This is a genomic window from Acidobacteriaceae bacterium, assembly GCA_028283655.1.
Lineage (GTDB): Bacteria > Acidobacteriota > Terriglobia > Terriglobales > Acidobacteriaceae > Granulicella.
Window position 1 is genome coordinate 62,417 of sequence record JAPWKE010000003.1, and the last position, 16,404, is coordinate 78,820.

Below are 16,404 nucleotides of genomic sequence, written 5' to 3' on the forward strand. Positions count from 1 at the left end.
GCCGCACTCGCGGCCACAAACAGAGACGCCCACAGCCTCGGCTGTGGGCGTCTCTGTTGGCACTCTCACGTTAGCGAAGCGTCTGTCCCGTCAGATAAGCCACCGTATTCGCCATCCAGCGCATCTGCAACGGAGCCGCAAACGCAGGCGCGCGATGCACCATCACAGGCGTCTTGCCCACATTGCACAGGAAGCTCGCCGCACCCACTTCGCGGTCATGATCGCGGCTATAACCCATGATCACCACCGGGTCGCTCGCCCCCGCCGCACGCTCAATCATCAGCCCGTTGGAGAGCTTGCCATGCGCCTGGTAATGCACGCCCAGCGCACGGTCCACGGGCATTCCCGCAAACGTAGCGTGCTCGCGTACAAACAGCCAGTTGCCCATCCACGGCGCGCGCGTATCACCCACTTGGCTCGTATAGGTGAACGCACCCATCGTGGCAAGCTGCTTTGCCACGCCATCGGCAAGGTAATCATCCGGCACAACCGCCAGCAGCGGAGTGCCGCTCCTCACGGCCTTCAGCACCGCTTCGTCAATGTGGCCAAGCGGCTCCTTCTCGTGCAGATCGCCCTTCTTCGCCTGTGCTTCCAGCCCGGTCTCATCGCCAATCTGGCGGTCGAACTTCGAGCCCACCTGCACGCCCGAAGCCACCAGCAGATCGTATGTTTCGCCTGCCTTGAACTCCTCCACCGTAACGCCGGCAATCGCCTCAAGCTGCTTGCGCGTCGGGCTTAGCAGACTGCTCACGCCCACGCGCACCGGCTTCTTGAAGCCAAGCTTCGTGTTCGCCACCCAAAGGTCACGAGTGAACGCTGCGCCCGTCGTCAGTGGCGCTTCAAACACCAGCTTGTGGATGCCTTCTTCCTCAAACGCCGGTGTCTGCACATCGCCTGCAAGCAGGTAGCTGAACTGATCGGCAACGTTTGCCGGCACGTCATACTCACCCACAACCTTCCGCTTGCCGGTCGGCGAAACCACCGTCAGCTTCACCTTTTTCGCCGCCTTCACCTCGGCCAGCGAAGCGCCCGTATCGTTCAGCAGAAAGAGGTCGACCGTCGCGCTTTCACCTACGGCGTAGTTGAGGTTGTGCTGCTTGGCCACCAGCCGTATCGGACGCAGGCTCGACGCAATGTACTCGGGATCGCCCTTGAAGTTGCGCAGATTGTCCACGATGCCCGAGTGGTTTTCAATCGCCGTCGACTCCCATCCGCTGATCGCTGCAAAGTCAATCTCGTCGCAGATGCGCGCGTTCTCCATGTACTGCTGCCAGCTCTCGTAGCACTTGTCGCCCAGGGATCGAAAGAGCTTGTCCGTCGTCGGAAACGCCTTCTCAAATCCCCACCGGCGGAAGAACTTCACATAGCTCGTAAGGATCTCGCGATGGTCCGTCAGGTCGTAGCTATGGCCCGTGCCGCCGAACTCCTTGTTCTCCAACTGGTGCACCATCAGCGAGTGGTTGTCCGCAACCGCGCAGCCTTCCATCTCACCAAACTCCACCAGCACCTTCTTCAGCGGCTCGTTGTAGGTGAACTTCTGTGCGCTCTTGTAGAACTCGTCGTACCACTGGTCGCCAGAGCCTTGATGGTTGTTCCACCATCCGCCCCACTCTTCCTTATCGCTGCGATGGATGTCCTCGTTGTACGGCTCATACCAGGCCTGCGCCGCACCACGAGCGACGAAGCCATCGTTCAGCACCACCATGCGAGAAGGGTCTTCCTCATGCATGATCTCCAGTGGGCGGAACGTGTCCGGGTTCTTCAGGTCCGCGCCAATCTCGTTCTGCAGCGCATACTCAATCAGCGACGGATGGCTGCGGAACGCGCGCACCATGTAGCGGCACTTCGCCAGCATGAAGCGCTGCGAGAACAGGTCGGCAAAATCCTTCGGCTTCGCCATGATCAGGTCCGGCGTGTTCGTGTCAGCCTTTGCCGGAATCTTGCCCATCGCAAGCTTGCCGCCACCCGGCTCCATGTAACGCAGCAGCCCCAGGCGGTCATGCACGCGGAAGACATCTTCCTTGCCCACGTTGCGATGGAAGTTCAGGCAGTTCAATCCCAGCTTCTTCGCCTGCACCACCTCGCGCTCCGCAAGCTCCAGCGTCGGGAAGAGAGCGTTGTGCCCCCAGTAGCCCCATGAGATCGACGTATAGATCTTGAAGCGGCGACCGTTCATGCGGAAGAGCGCATTCGTCCCCAGCCCTTCAGGCGCAAACCAGCGGAAGCCGAACGGAACCACACGCACATGCTGCGCTCCGTCAGTGCTCTTCGCCGTCACGCGCACGTGATACATCACCGGCGTATGCAGGTCCCACAGCTGCGCCTTCGGATAGCTCAGCTTCGCCTGCATCGCAGGAGCTTGCGGATCAGCCGCAAGCTTCACACCCTCTCCCGCAGCCTTCGCCACGACGTTGCCCGTTCGCGGGTCCAGCACCTCGAACTCCGTCGAAGTCACCTTGCCCTCAAACTTCGCAAACGCCGTCACCGTGCGGCCTTCAGGCGTATTCAGCACCCAGGCGTCTTCAATGTGCCCGCCCATCGGCGCGGCTTCAATCTCCATGCCGCGATCGAGCCCGCCAAAGCCATGCGACCGCATGAACTTCACCTTGCCCCACGTAATCGTGCCGCCGTCCACCCAGTCGTAGCGTCCGCCGGGGTTGGTAATGCGCACGCTCAGCATGTTCTTGCCGCCGGGCTTTGCAGCCTCGGTCAGGTCGCAGCGTAACGGCAGCTCTTCCATGATCGAGTAGCCCACCAGCTTTTCGTTCAGGAAGACTTCGGCCCGCATACGCGCTCCCCGAATGTGCAGCAGAATCCGCTTGCCCTGCATCGACGCCGGAATCTCCAGCGAGCGTGTCCACCAGCTCACGCCTTCGTACGCTCCGTTTTGCGGCACCGCGTCGGTCGCGGCGTAGCGATACTCCTCCGGCGTATAGGGTCGCGAGCCATTGGTTCCCCAGAAGTACTGCTCGACCGTCGCAGGTAAAGGAACAACCGCGCACTCCTTGCCGGGCTTCTGCGCATACAGCGCCTGCCATCCACCGGTTGGCGGTCGTACCTCCAGCTTGCTCAACTCAAACTCAGTCGGAAGGAAGATGTCATCGTCTTCCCACTTCGCCTGCGTATCCAGCCAGACGGTCCATCCTGTATCGGGAACCAGCGTGCCTTTCAGCACTGTCTCGGGGCCGCTCTTCGTCGCTTCGGGCTTTGCTGCCATTGCTCCGCGAGCTGTTGAAAGCGCACCAACCGCAGCACTGGTCTTCAAGAATGTCCGTCTATCCATCGTTGCTTCCTTTGCCTCTGTTTCGCTTGTTTACTTCGTGGTCGTTGTCATGCCCGCCCCGGTTGCAATGCCCGGTCCCGTGGCGGCTTTTACGTTGAACTCTTTTACGCCCACTTCGGCGTACTGTAGCCGCGCACCCTTTTGCGCGCTCAACTGCACATTCCGTAGCCGAAGCCCGCGAATCGGAGCTTCCGGCAGCCCCACCACCAGCATTGCTTCCTTGGCTCCCGTGGCTTTCACGTTCTCCAGCGTGATGTCATGAAAGTGAGGTGTCAGCCGTGTCAGCGGGGCTTGTTCAATCGTCGGCGGAACCTTCGGATAGAACGCGCTGATCAGCACCGCCGTCCCCACGTCTTCCATCTCGATGTCCCGATAGGTGAAGTCGCCGATATCGCCCCCGCGATCGCGGTTGCTCTTGATCCGGATGCCCGTTCCCGTGCCTTTGAAGTGAATGCGTTCGGCCAGCACATGCTGCACACCGCCAGCGATCTCGCTTCCAATCGAAAGCCCATGCCCGTGCAGCATCACGCAATCGCGAATCGTAATGTACGCGCTCGGCGCATCCGGCCCCGGTGATCCCGGCTGTCCGCTCTTGATCGCAATGTTGTCGTCGCCGGTATCAATCGTGACGTGGTCGATCAGCACATGCGTCGACGAGAACGGATCGATCCCATCGGTGTTGTGCGACGTCTGCGGCGCATACACCTTCATGTTGCGAAACGTCACATCGTCCGAGTAGTAGGGAACGATCTGCCACATCGGGCTGTTCTCCACCAGCACATCTTCCATCAGCACATGCTTGCAGTGGTCGAAAACAACCAGCCGTGGTCGCGTATAGCCCTTCTCATCGCGATGGTTCCACCACGTGTCGCCGCGCCCATCAATCGTGCCGCCACCTGTGATGACGATGTCGCTCGCATCCTTTGCCGAGAGCAGCGACTGCCGTCCCCGATCATGAAACTCTTCCATCTCCGGAAAGTCTTCATGATTGGGCGAAGCAGCCAGCGTCGCGTCCTTCGCAATCTTCAGCGTTACACCACTCGGCAGCACCAGCGGTCCACTCAGAAAGACCCCGCCCGCCAGCGTCACCGTACCGCCATGCGCGCAGCCGTCCAGCGCCTTCTGCAGCGCGGTCGTACTCACGCTCTGGCCGTCAGCTTTAGCACCAAACGCGGTCGCGTCACAAACCTTTTGCGCATGCGCTGCCAGCCCCAGGCTGGTGAGCAGCAGGGCAGTGGCAAATCGTCTCTTCGGGGAGGTCGCTGGCGATTTCATAAGTCGCCAGCAAGTGTAGACACTTTTATTTCGGTCTGACAACTAATTATTCTGACCGCGCGTAAAAGCTTTCAAAACACGCAAAACGCGTCATTTCGCGACGCGTTTTGCGGCCTGTTTTTAGCGAATATTGCCTTCTTCGGGGTCGTAGACCACGATTCCAAGGTCGGTCAGCTTGTCGATGGCCCGCTCCATGGAGCGCCGAACCGTGGGTTCGGCGGACGCCGGAACCTTGTGAGCTTCTTCGAGCGCGATCACGCGGCCATAGGGCCACGCGCTTTCGGGAATCGACGAAACAGCCTCACCCAGCTTGTCAAAGCTGATATTCAGCTCCTGTTTGCGGGCGCCGATCGGGCGTGTGATGCCTCCAACTCCAATGGGGGAAGGGTTGGCATCTGCCAGCGTCACGCGCAGCTCCAGCATCGACGCCTGCACTGTAATGCTGGGGTTTTGCCACGATTCCATCGAGTGGATCGCCATAAAGCGCGACTTGGACGGCGGCGGAATCATCGCCAATTCAGAGCGCTGCGAGTCGACAATAGCCTGTGCGTCTGCTTTCGCCTGTTCGCTCTGCGGCGTCGGAATCGACGACGAATGGCAACCGGTAAGCAGAAAAACGAGGCCGATAGCTGGAAAGATCTTGCGGAGCATCACCGAAACAGCATAGCAAGTTCAGGGTTCTGTATCCTCAGGCAATATCGTGTCGAGAATGAAGCGTCGGCCAATTCGCAGTTTCCCGCTCCAGCTTGGCCTGCTCGTCGCCGTCTGTGGGTTCACCGCTGCGCCCTACAACGCCGCAGCGCAGACCCTGCCACAGGCTCCTTTTGCGCCGCAGGCGCTGCCACAGGCCCCGTCCGCGACGCTGACGTCGGCTGTGACCGGAACCGTTGTGGATTCGGGCGGCAGCGTCATTCCCGGCGCTACGGTGAGGTTGTTGCCTGCCCTTGCGCCGGAGTCTGCTGCGCGCAGCGTCACCACAGGTGCAGACGGCACCTTCCGCTTCAACAACGTGCCTCCGGGAACCGTAACGCTTACGGTGACGGACAGCGACTGGGCGACCGTGACGATGCAGCAGGCGATTGCGCCTTCCAGTGTGATCACGCTTCCGGCGATTGTCTTCACCATGCCTACGGCGCACTTCGAGGTTTCCGCGATCACCCAGCACCAGGCGGCGGAGCTGGAGGTCAAGAAGGCCGAGCAGCAGCGTCTTCTGGGCGTTCTACCGAACTTTGGCGTGGTCTACAACTGGAACGCGCCGCCGATCGATACGAAGCAAAAGTTTGAGCTGGCAACGCGGTTTGTCATCGATCCGGTCACGATCGGGCTCAACTTCGCCATCGCTGGCGCTTCACGGGCTGGTGGCGGGTACACCACCTTTGGGCCGGGAGCGAAGGGCTACTTCAGGCTGGTGGGGACGTTCACGCTGGATACCGTGATCGGTAATGAGTTGACCGGGGCGATCTACCCGACGATCTTCCATCAGGACCCTCGCTACTTCTGGAAGGGCACGGGCAGCGTGGGCTCGCGTATCGGCTACGCGCTTTCGCGTGCCGTTATCTGCCGTGGCGATAACGGGAAAAATCAGCCGAGCTACTCCGGGATTCTCGGCAGTTTTTCGGCGGGCGCGCTTTCGAACCTTTACTACCCGGCGAGCGATAACAAGGGCGCAACGCTTACGCTGGAGAACGGCCTGATCTCTATCGGCAGCACGGCGCTGGGCAATATCGTGCAGGAGTTTGTCTTCAAGCGATTCACGCCGAAGTCACACAAGCCGAAGGACGTCGACCAGACCGCTCCATAACGCAGTACCACAGCGTCGGGGCGATACAATCGTAGAGTTATGGTCAAGGGAATTACATCTATCGTCCCGCTTGCGTCGGGCGAAACATTGGAACGTCTCAGCAGCCTCTTTCGCGCCCTCGGTTTTGAGGACGGCAAGGGCTGGAGCGATGCCTCCGGTCGCGGCTCAGCGCACATTGCGCCACTGGGAAATCTTGAGTTTGTCTCCGGCCGCATGCCGTCTGTTCCGCAACTGCTGATTGAAGTTACGCAGCTGGACCAGATGTACAGCATTGTGCGTGCATGGATGGCGGAGAACGTCGCGCCGACAGAGCTCGATAGCCGTCTTTCGGTTGCGGCTGCGACCCACTGGAACTCGCGCCTCTTTACCGTCAAGTTTGCTGAAGGCGTGGAGCTGGGCTTCTGGGAGTCGGAGAATCCGCTGCATGGCAAGCCTGCGGCGATTGAAGGCGACCTCGTTGTCACCGGTCAGCGTTATGCGATCGTGGTGGCGCGTTGGAACGCGGTGATTACGGACCGCCTGCTGCAGGGTTCGCTGGATGCGTTGCACCGCTCAGGCTGCAAGCCTACGGACATTGAGATTGTGCGCGTTCCTGGCGCGTGGGAGATTCCTTCTGCCGCACGTACGCTGGCGGAGACGAAGCGTTTTGCAGGCATCATCACGCTCGGCGTGCTGCTGCGCGGAGAGACGGCCCACTACGAGGCGATCTACACCGAAGTAGCGCGCGGCATCGGCCAGGCACAGCAGGAGACGGGCGTGCCCCATGCGTTCGGCGTACTGACGTGCGAGACGCTAGAGCAGGCGTTGGACCGCGCCGGCCTGAAGGCTGGCAACAAGGGTTTTGAAGCTGCGATTGCTGCCATTGAGATGGCGTCGATTCAAAGCAAGATTGCAGGAGGCGTGCGCTAATGGGCAGCCGTCGTAAGAGTCGTGAACTTGCCATGCAGATGCTCTTTCAGGGAGATCTGGGCAAGCAGAAGCCGGAAGACGTCGAGCGCGTCTTCTGGGAGTCGCGTGATGACATTGACGATGAGACCCGAGGCTTTGCCGACGATCTTCATCGCCTTGCTACCAAGCACGAAGACGAAGTGGATGCGCTGATCACCAAGCACGCGCAGAACTGGCGTCTGGAGCGCATGGCTGCGGTGGACCGTAACGTCCTGCGGACGGCTGTGGCCGAGATGCTGGGCTTCCCCAAGACGCCTGCCGCGGTGATCATCAACGAGTCGCTGGAGATTGCCCGCCGCTATGCCGCGCCGGAGAGCGTTCAGTTCCTGAACGGTGTGCTCGACGCGATCGGCCGCGAGATGCTGGAAAAGCGCCTGGCTCTTTAGTCAGCCGCAAGTCACTTCCATGTCTCTCTGAGTTCAACCCATAACTTTCGAGCAGCAACAGCAAGGCCCTCCGCGATGGAGGGCCTTGCTGTTGCTGCTTTGCTTTGTGGCTTAGCTGCGTACCTTGCGCGGACGCTGCACGATCAGGTTCGGTGTTGCCGTTCCGGAGTTCGTGAGGTTCGGCAGAGCCGGTGCGAGCTGGCTGCTGTCGGTCAGGGTCGGCGTTCCGCTGGTCGGGTAGGAGACGGTGATGAGATGCACCACGTTGTCGCCAGCCGTTCCGAGGTAGAACGTGTCATCATCGCTTGCCCATGTTCCCGCTACGGGCGCTGTCGGCGTTCCGCTGGCGGTAGACAGGGTGAAGTTCTGAAGCGTTCCCGTTGCCGCCGTAGCGTTGGTGAGGTAGTAGGGAACCACACCGTTGCCGGTTCCGGTGAAGGTCACGAAGGCGATCTCACCGTTCGACGCAGGCTGGACACCGGTGATGGTTGTCGGGGTCACGTTTGAGAGAGCCTTGGTGGAAGGCGTGCTGGTGAACGTCACTGCGGCGGTAGCCGTGGTGCAGTCCGTGGCAGCCGTCAACTGGGCGCTGGGCAGGTACAGGTCCGACACGCCCGTCGCGGTGGAAGCGCCGAGGATGTGCAGACCGCCCGTGGTGGTTGCCGTTGCCAGACGATCGGTCTTCACAGCCTGTGAGTCGGCGATCGGAACGTAGGCGTTGCTGGTCGTCGGGGGCGTGCTCGTTCCCGTCGTTGTGGTGGTCGAGCAGTACGAGCGACCGTCGGTGTTGGGCGAACCGGCGAAGTACGCGCCGATCGCCGGCACCATGGTGACGACATCGTTGTAGGTGGTATCGGTGCCCGTCAGGGTGACCGGCTGCCAGTTGGTGTTGGTGGAGTACATCAGCACCAGATTCGTGTTGGTGGTGACGTACAGCGTGGTGCTGTCCGGCGACCAGGAGGCGTGCGTTGCCGTTGCGCCGTAGTAGGTCGCAACAGAGCCTGCGCTCGATACCAGCGAGACCGTTCCGCGGGAGGAGTCGGTGACCACAACACTGGTTCCGTTCGGGGAAACCGACAGAACGGTTCCGGGGACGGTGGTGAAGGTGGCAGATACCGCGTTGCTGGAGGTGCTGTACTCCATCAGCGCGCCGGGGCCACCGGTGGGGTAGGTGGTGCTGATCGTCGTGGGGTTATTGCCGCCCATCCAGATCGTCGAGCCATCGACGGACATGACCATCGAGTTCGGGATGTAGGGGAGCTTGACCAGGTTGCCGGTGGTGCCGGTGGAGTAGTCAATCGGGTAGATGTACTGCGAGTTGGTGCTCGCGACGTACAGAGCCGAGGAGACGGATCCGCCCGAGACCACATTGATGCCGTTGGAGGCGATCGGCTTGCCGTTGCCGTTGTAGCCGAGTGCCGTGGAAGGCCCGGGGTTACAGGTCGGCGGCTGGCAGACGGCCGTGATCGTGGCCGAGCTTGGATACGTCGGTGTGATGCTGCCGGTGGCGGCAGGAATCGTAGCCGGGTTGGAGGACTGGTAAGTGAGGGTGAGTCCTGTTAGAGACTTTCCTGCCGTATCCAGAATCGTGGCGTTGAACGGCTGCGTGTTGTTCACCGGAACGCTCAGCGGCGAGGTCGCCGTGGTGCCGGTGGCTGCCAGGGTAATCGAAGCAGGGGGGCAGACCGAGAAGTAGCCGGTGTTGAAGCCGCTGGCTGACTGTGCGATCGTCGCCGTAAGGATGGCGGAACCGGGCAGGAGCGCTGTCGCCACACCGTTCTGGTCGAAGCTTACGATGCCTGTGCTGCCCTGTGCTGCCAGCGTGATCTTGCCGGCTTTGCAGGTGATGTTGTCCGCAGCGTTCGTCGTATTGTTGGCGTACACACGCACGGCAACCTGGCGGGTGTCGTTCTGCGAGATGCAGCTTGTTCCGTCATAGACCGTAGCGCCGGTGACGACCGTGGTCGGATCAGCCGGGCAGCAGGTGGTGTCGGGGTCTACGAACGTAGATATGTCCGTGCCGGAACAACTTCTTTGCGCCGATTGGCCGAACGCAATACCTGTCGCAGGGGCGTGAACGTAGACGGCGATGGCATTTGAAGAGATGCCGTTGCTCGTCAACGTGACGTAGGCCTGGTAGTTGGTGGTGCTGGTCGGAGCGGTGCAGGTGGTGTAATCCGCAATGCCGCCGCCGGTGTTGCGGTTCCAGGAACCGCCGCAGATCGAACCCGTTGTCGGGTTGATGTCCGCGAGGGCCATGTTGCTGGTTCCGTAGGTGACCGAACCCAGAGACACCGAGGAGCCTTTGCAGTCATAGCCGGTCGCGGCCAGCGAGGACTGGTAGATCTGGCCATAGTTGACCGAGATTCCCGTCACCGAAAGCGAGGGAGAGAGCTGGATCGACGTCAGCTGCCCGATGACGGGACCGGAGTCGCCGCCGTTGCAGTACTGAACCGTCGTCTTTTTTGCGCAACCAGCAACGGTCATACCGAAGGGAATTGCAAAGAAAAGAAGCATTGCCAGGCCTAACACACGCCGAGCCACATAGTTGGAAAGCAACCGCACTAGTAAAACCCTCCCCGCTCAACCGGAACTCCAGCTCGAACGGTTAATACCCCGCACATCTGCGCAGAAATCCGAGTTTCCAGTTTACAGGAAGGGCGTCGGTCCTGCGGGCACAAGAATGATGCTGAAGAGACCGAGATTCTGGCGTTTGGTGAGCGATACAGCGGAGAAGCCTGAAATCTTTGTCCCGAGAACGCTGCAGACGGCTGGAAAATCTCTCCAGAACGCAGTGAGGGCCGGTGAGGTGTCTCACCGGCCCTCACTGTTTTGGAGCTACTTCATGTTGTCGTCAAACCACTTCTCAATTCGTTGGCTGCGATCGCGGATGTGCGCGGGATCGCGGAAGCCATGGCCTTCGTTGGGGTAAACGACGAGTTGTGTTATTACGCCGCGGGCCTTGAGCGCGCTCCAGAACTCGAAGCTCTGCGGGGCAGGGCACTCGCCGTCGCGGTCGCCCACGATCACGAGTGTCGGGGTGACGACGTTCTTGATGAAGGTGATGGGGGAGGACTTGGCGTAGACGGCAGGATCGTCATAGACGCTTGCGCCGAAGAACGGGATCATCCATTCGGAGATCTGGTTCTCGCCGTAGTAGCTCTGCCAGTTGGCGACGCCTGCTCCAGCCATGGCGGCCTTGAAGCGCGGTGTCTGGGTGACGGCAAACATCGTCATGTAGCCGCCATAGCTCCAACCGAGGATGCCTTCGCGGTTCTTGTCGACGGAGGGGAGGTCGTGCTCGAGTTTGTCGAGGCCGGTGAGGATGTCGCGGAGATCGCCGTAGCCGAAGTCCTTGCGGTTGGCCTGGGTGAAGGCCTCGCCCTGGCCGAAGGAGCCGCGCGGGTTGGGCTGGAAGATGAAGTAGCTCTTCGGCAGCGTTCCGCTCATGGACCAGCGCGAACCGATGGAGGCCGACGGGCCGCCGTGGACCTCGGTGAGGATGCCGTACTTCTTGTGCTCGTCGAAGTTGGCAGGGAAGGTGAGCCAGCCCTGTACGTGGAAGCCGTCGGAGACCCACTCGACCGAGATGGTCTTGCGGTCGGGTGTTGCGCCTGCGTTGAAGTGTGTCAGCGGATGGAGCTTATCAGGCTCCCCACCCCAGATCTCCGGCGCTTTGTTGATGCCGGATTCGACGAAGGCGAAGATGCCGTTGTTGGAGAAGGAGATGGCGTTCTTGATCGGACCGCCGCCGACGGAGACCTCGCCCAGATCGGTTGCGCTGCCGGGAACGAGCGCGTGGGTGTTGGTGTCGTAAGAGGGGATGAGGATGTGGCCGCGGTGATCTTCGGTGAAGCCGATGGTGTGGTCGCTTACCCAGGCCTCGTAGGTGGGGGTGCCGTCGATGTCGGGTGTGATGTCGACAGGGGTAGAGCCAGGCTTGGCGTCGAGGACGTAGATGTCGCCGCCGGTGGAGCCCTGATCGCTCATCAGGCCGCCGATAAGAGCGATCTTCTTGCCGTCAGGTGACCACCGCGGGACGGCGATCTGCAGGCCGTGGAGCGCGCCGGGGGCGGTGACGGGGTCGAGGAGGAGTTCGTCCTTGCCGTTCCTGACGGCGAAGAGCTTGGCCACCCACCAGTTGTTCTCGCCGGGAGCCTTGGCGCTGACGGTGGCGAGGGTCTTCGAGTCAGGAGCCCAGGAGAACTCGTAGGTGTACATGGCGCGCGAGGCCGGAACGAGCCACTCGCCCTTGCCGCTGGCGGTATCTACGCCGTAGACGCCCTGAATTTCGATATTGTCCTCGCCGATGACGCCGGCGAAGGGCTTCATGGCATCGAGTGCACCGGCCGAGCGGGTGGCGTTCTCGACGAAGAGGAAGGCGATCTTCTTGCCGTCGGGGGACCAGGCGGCCTGCTCCAGGTTGCCGGTGATGTGCGTCAACTGGCGGCTCTTGCCGTCGGCCGGAGTGTAGAGGAAGATCTGCTCCTGGCCGGGCTTGGCTTCTTTGCCGGTGCAGGTCGAGGTGTAGGCGAGGGTCTTCGAGTCCGGCGACCAGACCGGCGAAGTGTTCGAGCAGTTCGTCTGGTCAGAGGGGACGACGATCTTTTCCTTGCTCATATCTGCCGAAGGCATGGGGAGCAGATGGAGTTGAGAGCCCTCTTTGCTGCGTATGGTGTACGCCACGGTGCTGCCGTCCGGCGAAATCGCTACGGCACCCGGGGTGCGCAGCGCGGGGGATTTAGGCGTGTGGCTTTGAGCGAAGGTCAGCGCGGGCGCGAGAGCGAAAATGGCGGCCGAAAAGAGGGAAATTCTCATGCACGGAGAATATCAGCCGCAGCCAGAGGAGGCGTTTTGGCAACTGTTGCCGTGTTATCTCTTGCGGAATCAAGAGTTCCGAGCTGATGCGCGGGTGGGAGGGCTCTGTTTCGTTGCTATCTGACGCTTGCTGAAGAGTTTGTGCCGTATCACGGTTGCAGGAGAATCCTTGACTCCCGGTACCGGAATTGATACCTTGACTAGGTTCCGCGTGTTTCGGGAATAGGTGTATCTGCACGACAGGATCACCGCTGTCTGCGACTCGCAAGCCTTGTCCCTGTGACAGGCCAGAGCGGGCCGGAACGAACCGGAAACGGAGTTGGGCAAGCGTTTGTAAGAGTGCGAGAAGCCCCGGCCACCGTCCGATCGTCTCAATGAATTGAGCAGAATGCAGTACGCGCAAGGTTTTTAAGATGTACGGCCACGCGCAGGATTCAGAACTTCGCCGGAGCTTGTTTGCAAGCTCCGCCTTTCGTGTGTGCGCTGTAAGTTACAGCCGCATGAATGAAGAGTGAAGGAGCTGCCCTGTGTTTGTGTTCGAGGAAGAAATCGGAAGTTCCTGGCGTCATCGGCGCTCAGGACTGCAACCAGTAAAGGAATTGAAGTGCCTACATTTCATCAGCTCGTAAAGCAGGGCCGTACCCCGACCCGTTACAAGACCGCCTCGCCTGCCCTGCAGGGTTCGCCCCAGCGCCGTGGCGTTTGCACCCGCGTCTACACCCAGACGCCGAAGAAGCCGAACTCGGCTCTCCGTAAGGTTGCTCGTGTACGCCTGACCAACGGCATCGAAGTCACCACCTACATCCCGGGCATCGGCCACAACCTGCAGGAGCACTCGATTGTGCTCATCCGCGGCGGCCGTGTGAAGGATTTGCCGGGTGTTCGTTACCACGTCGTGCGCGGCACGCTGGATTCGGTAGGCGTTGCCAACCGTAAGCAGAGCCGCTCGAAGTACGGCGCAAAGCGTCCGAAGGCGACTGCCAAGTAAAGGATTCAGGACCCAGATTCAGGGTTCAGAGTTGAAATAAACGTTTGCAAACCCGGGGCCATAAAGCCCCGGGCCCTTGCACCTAACAAGCTCTGCTCGTGAGAAGTCACCGCGCAGAGGGAAGAAGAGAAAGAACGATGCCGAGAAAAGGTCATATTGCAAAGCGCGAAGTGGCGGCTGATCCGATTTACCAGTCGACCCTCGTAACGAAGTTTGTCAACAACATGATGTGGGGCGGCAAGAAGTCGACCGCACAGAAGATCTTCTACGAGGCGATGACGAACCTCGAGCAGAAGGGTGGCGACGAAGCCCTCAAGCTCTTCAAGAAGGCTGTTGAGAACGTCAAGCCGATGTTGGAAGTGAAGTCCCGTCGTGTTGGTGGTGCGAACTACCAGGTGCCGATCGAAGTGAACCCGGAGCGCCGCACCTCGCTGGCGATCCGCTGGATTATCTCCTACGGTCGCGCTCGCGGCGAAAAGGGCATGGTTGACAAGCTCACCGCTGAGCTGCTCGACGCAGCAAACGGCCGTGGCGCCGCGATGAAGAAGAAGGAAGACGTTCATCGTATGGCAGAAGCCAACAAGGCCTTCGCTCACTATCGCTGGTAAAGACAGGGCCGAGGGTCACGGGCCAAGTGCTCTGACCCTCGCGCCAGTTTTGAGATTGGCCCCGGCCCTCGGCCTTTGGCCCTGACAAGGTAAGACGTAACCGCGAGCCTGAGTTGCTCGCAGAAAAGACACGAAACGTGGCACGCACGATTCCTCTTCAAAAATGTCGCAACATTGGCATCATGGCGCACATCGACGCCGGCAAGACGACGACGACGGAGCGCATCCTGTTCTACACAGGTGTCAACCACCGCATCGGCGAAGTGCATGAAGGCACTGCGACCATGGACTGGATGGAACAGGAGCAGGAGCGCGGTATCACCATCACCTCCGCTGCTACCACCTGCACCTGGAATGGCATCCGCATCAACATTATCGACACCCCCGGCCACGTGGATTTCACGGCCGAAGTAGAGCGTTCGCTGCGCGTCCTCGACGGCGCAGTCGCCTGCTTTGACGCTGTTGCCGGTGTGCAGCCGCAGTCGGAGACGGTGTGGCGTCAGGCTGACAAGTACAAGGTTCCTCGCGTTTGCTTCATCAATAAGATGGACAAGGCCGGTGCGGATGCTGTGTACGCAACCTCGACGATCGTCGACCGTCTCGGCGCTCGCGCTGTGCCGATCAACATCCAGATTGGTGCAGAGGCGAAGTTCCTTGGCGTGGTCGATCTCGTCAAGATGAAGGCGATTTTCTGGCACGACGAGACCATGGGCGCCGAGTACTCGGTGGAAGAGATTCCTGCCGACCTGCTCGAGAAGGCCAAGACGGCTCGCAACTTCCTGATTGAAGCTGTTGCTGATTCGGACGACGCGCTGATGAACCACTTCCTCGAAGGCACCGAGCCGAGCGAAGCCGAACTGAAGGCTGCGATCCGTAAGGCGACCATCGGAATGCACATCTTCCCGGTTCTCTGCGGTTCTTCGTTCAAGAACAAGGGTGTTCAGACACTGCTCGACGCAGTGGTTGACTACCTGCCGAGCCCGCTGGACATTCCTCCCATGATCGGTCACAACCCCGACAACATGGAAGAAGAGATCATCCGCAACGCGAACGACGAAGAGCCGTTGTCGGCACTTGGTTTCAAGATCATGACGGATCCGTTCGTCGGTCAGCTGATCTTCATCCGTATCTACTCGGGCGTTCTGCGCACGGGCGATACGACGCTGAACCCGCGTACCGGCAAGACCGAGCGCATCGGCCGTCTGTTGAAGATGCACGCCAACAAGCGCGAAGAAATCACAGAGATCATGGCCGGCGATATCTGCGCGGCTGTGGGTCTGAAGAACCTCGTGACGGGCGACACCATCTGCTCGACGAAGGACCCGGTTGTTCTCGAGTCGATCGACTTCCCGAAGCCTGTTATCGAGGTTGCGGTAGAGCCGAAGACGAAGGCCGACCAGGAAAAGATGGGCATCGCTCTCGCCAAGCTGGCGCAGGAAGATCCCACCTTCAACGTGCGTACGGATACGACGAATGGTCAGACGATCATCGCCGGCATGGGCGAGCTTCACCTGGAAATCATCGTGGATCGTATGATGCGCGAGTACAAGGTGGAAGCAAACGTTGGTAAGCCTCAGGTGAACTACCGCGAGACGATCCGCGGCAACGGCGAAGCGGAAGGCAAGTACATCCGCCAGACCGGTGGTTCGGGTAACTACGGCCACGCCAAGATCCGCATCTCGCCGAACGAGCCTGGTAAGGGCTACGAGTTCTCGAACGACACCAAGGGCGGCACGATTCCCAAGGAGTACATCAAGCCGATCGACCAGGGCATCCAGGAAGCGATGTCGGGCGGCGTGCTGGCAGGCTACGAGATGGTCGACATCAAGGTGTCGCTCTATGACGGCAGCTACCACGATGTCGATTCCAACGAAATGGCGTTCAAGATTGCCGGTTCGATGGCGTTCAAGGAAGCTGCTCGCAAGGCGAAGCCTGTACTTCTGGAGCCGGTGATGGCTGTTGAAGTGACTGTTCCCGAAGACTTCATGGGCACGATCATCGGCGATCTGAACTCGCGTCGTGGTCGCATCGAAGGCATGGAAATGGTCGGCAACACGCAGGCCATCCGCGCAACGGTGCCGTTGTCCACGATGTTCGGTTATGCCACGCACATGCGTGGTGCGACCCAGGGCCGTGCGAACTACTCGATGCAGTTCAAGCAGTACGAGGAAGCTCCGCGCTCGGTGTCGGAAGAAGTTATCGCAAAGGTTCAGGGCAAGGACAAGTAAGTCAGGTCCTAGCTTTACGACTTTCGCAATCGTAAGCCGCGCGCTGGAGCCGAAAAGTACTATTCGGCG

11 protein-coding genes are annotated in these 16,404 nt (G+C 60.4%); 6 read left to right on the plus strand and 5 right to left on the minus strand.

The genetic code is table 11. From position 1 onward, the window contains the following. Positions 1 to 70: 70 nt before the first annotated feature. The 3 genes from PW792_03080 to PW792_03090 form a co-directional block, all read right to left on the minus strand. A complete protein-coding gene (locus tag PW792_03080) occupies positions 71 to 3,283 on the minus strand; it encodes a glycoside hydrolase (GenBank protein MDE1160913.1) in 3,213 nt (1,070 codons plus the stop codon). A gap of 30 nt (positions 3,284 to 3,313) precedes the next feature. Continuing rightward, a complete protein-coding gene (locus tag PW792_03085; protein ID MDE1160914.1) occupies positions 3,314 to 4,558 on the minus strand; it encodes a glycoside hydrolase family 28 protein in 1,245 nt (414 codons plus the stop codon). 120 nt (positions 4,559 to 4,678) lie between these two features. Continuing rightward, positions 4,679 to 5,209 carry a hypothetical protein gene (locus PW792_03090; GenBank protein MDE1160915.1) on the minus strand — a complete coding sequence of 177 codons (531 nt, stop codon included), beginning with the start codon at positions 5,207 to 5,209 and terminating at the stop codon, positions 4,679 to 4,681. Positions 5,210 to 5,267: 58 nt separating this feature from the next. Between PW792_03090 and PW792_03095 the strand changes: the two genes are divergently transcribed. From PW792_03095 to nusB, 3 genes are read left to right on the plus strand one after another with little or no spacing between them, the layout of a single operon-like run. Further along, positions 5,268 to 6,359 (plus strand): carboxypeptidase-like regulatory domain-containing protein, encoded by a 1,092-nt coding sequence (locus tag PW792_03095; GenBank protein MDE1160916.1) that lies wholly within the window; start codon positions 5,268 to 5,270, stop codon positions 6,357 to 6,359. A 39-nt stretch (positions 6,360 to 6,398) separates the two neighbouring features. Beyond that, positions 6,399 to 7,268, plus strand: a complete 870-nt coding sequence (gene ribH, locus PW792_03100; protein ID MDE1160917.1) for a 6,7-dimethyl-8-ribityllumazine synthase — start codon at positions 6,399 to 6,401, stop codon at positions 7,266 to 7,268. Next, positions 7,268 to 7,693: a transcription antitermination factor NusB gene (gene nusB, locus PW792_03105; protein ID MDE1160918.1), complete on the plus strand. Its 426-nt coding sequence runs from the start codon at positions 7,268 to 7,270 to the stop codon at positions 7,691 to 7,693. Before ribH ends, nusB begins: the two co-directional genes overlap by 1 nt. Positions 7,694 to 7,804: 111 nt before the next feature. On the opposite strand, the gene PW792_03110 is transcribed toward nusB, so the two are convergent. Continuing rightward, on the minus strand, positions 7,805 to 10,210 hold the full coding sequence (locus PW792_03110; protein ID MDE1160919.1) for a hypothetical protein: 2,406 nt from the start codon (positions 10,208 to 10,210) through the stop codon (positions 7,805 to 7,807). Between the two features lie 321 nt (positions 10,211 to 10,531). Next, the gene (locus PW792_03115) at positions 10,532 to 12,511 is read right to left on the minus strand and encodes a S9 family peptidase (protein ID MDE1160920.1); all 1,980 of its coding nucleotides are present in this window, start codon (positions 12,509 to 12,511) and stop codon (positions 10,532 to 10,534) included. Between the two features lie 604 nt (positions 12,512 to 13,115). Here PW792_03115 and rpsL point away from each other — a divergent pair. From rpsL to fusA, 3 genes are all read left to right on the plus strand, one after another. Beyond that, positions 13,116 to 13,499, plus strand: coding sequence for a 30S ribosomal protein S12 (gene rpsL, locus PW792_03120; protein MDE1160921.1), 384 nt, complete (start codon positions 13,116 to 13,118; stop codon positions 13,497 to 13,499). A 137-nt stretch (positions 13,500 to 13,636) separates the two neighbouring features. Next, the gene (rpsG, locus tag PW792_03125; GenBank protein ID MDE1160922.1) at positions 13,637 to 14,107 is read left to right on the plus strand and encodes a 30S ribosomal protein S7; all 471 of its coding nucleotides are present in this window, start codon (positions 13,637 to 13,639) and stop codon (positions 14,105 to 14,107) included. Between the two features lie 137 nt (positions 14,108 to 14,244). Further along, on the plus strand, positions 14,245 to 16,335 hold the full coding sequence (gene fusA / locus PW792_03130) for an elongation factor G (GenBank protein ID MDE1160923.1): 2,091 nt from the start codon (positions 14,245 to 14,247) through the stop codon (positions 16,333 to 16,335). Positions 16,336 to 16,404: the final 69 nt, after the last annotated feature.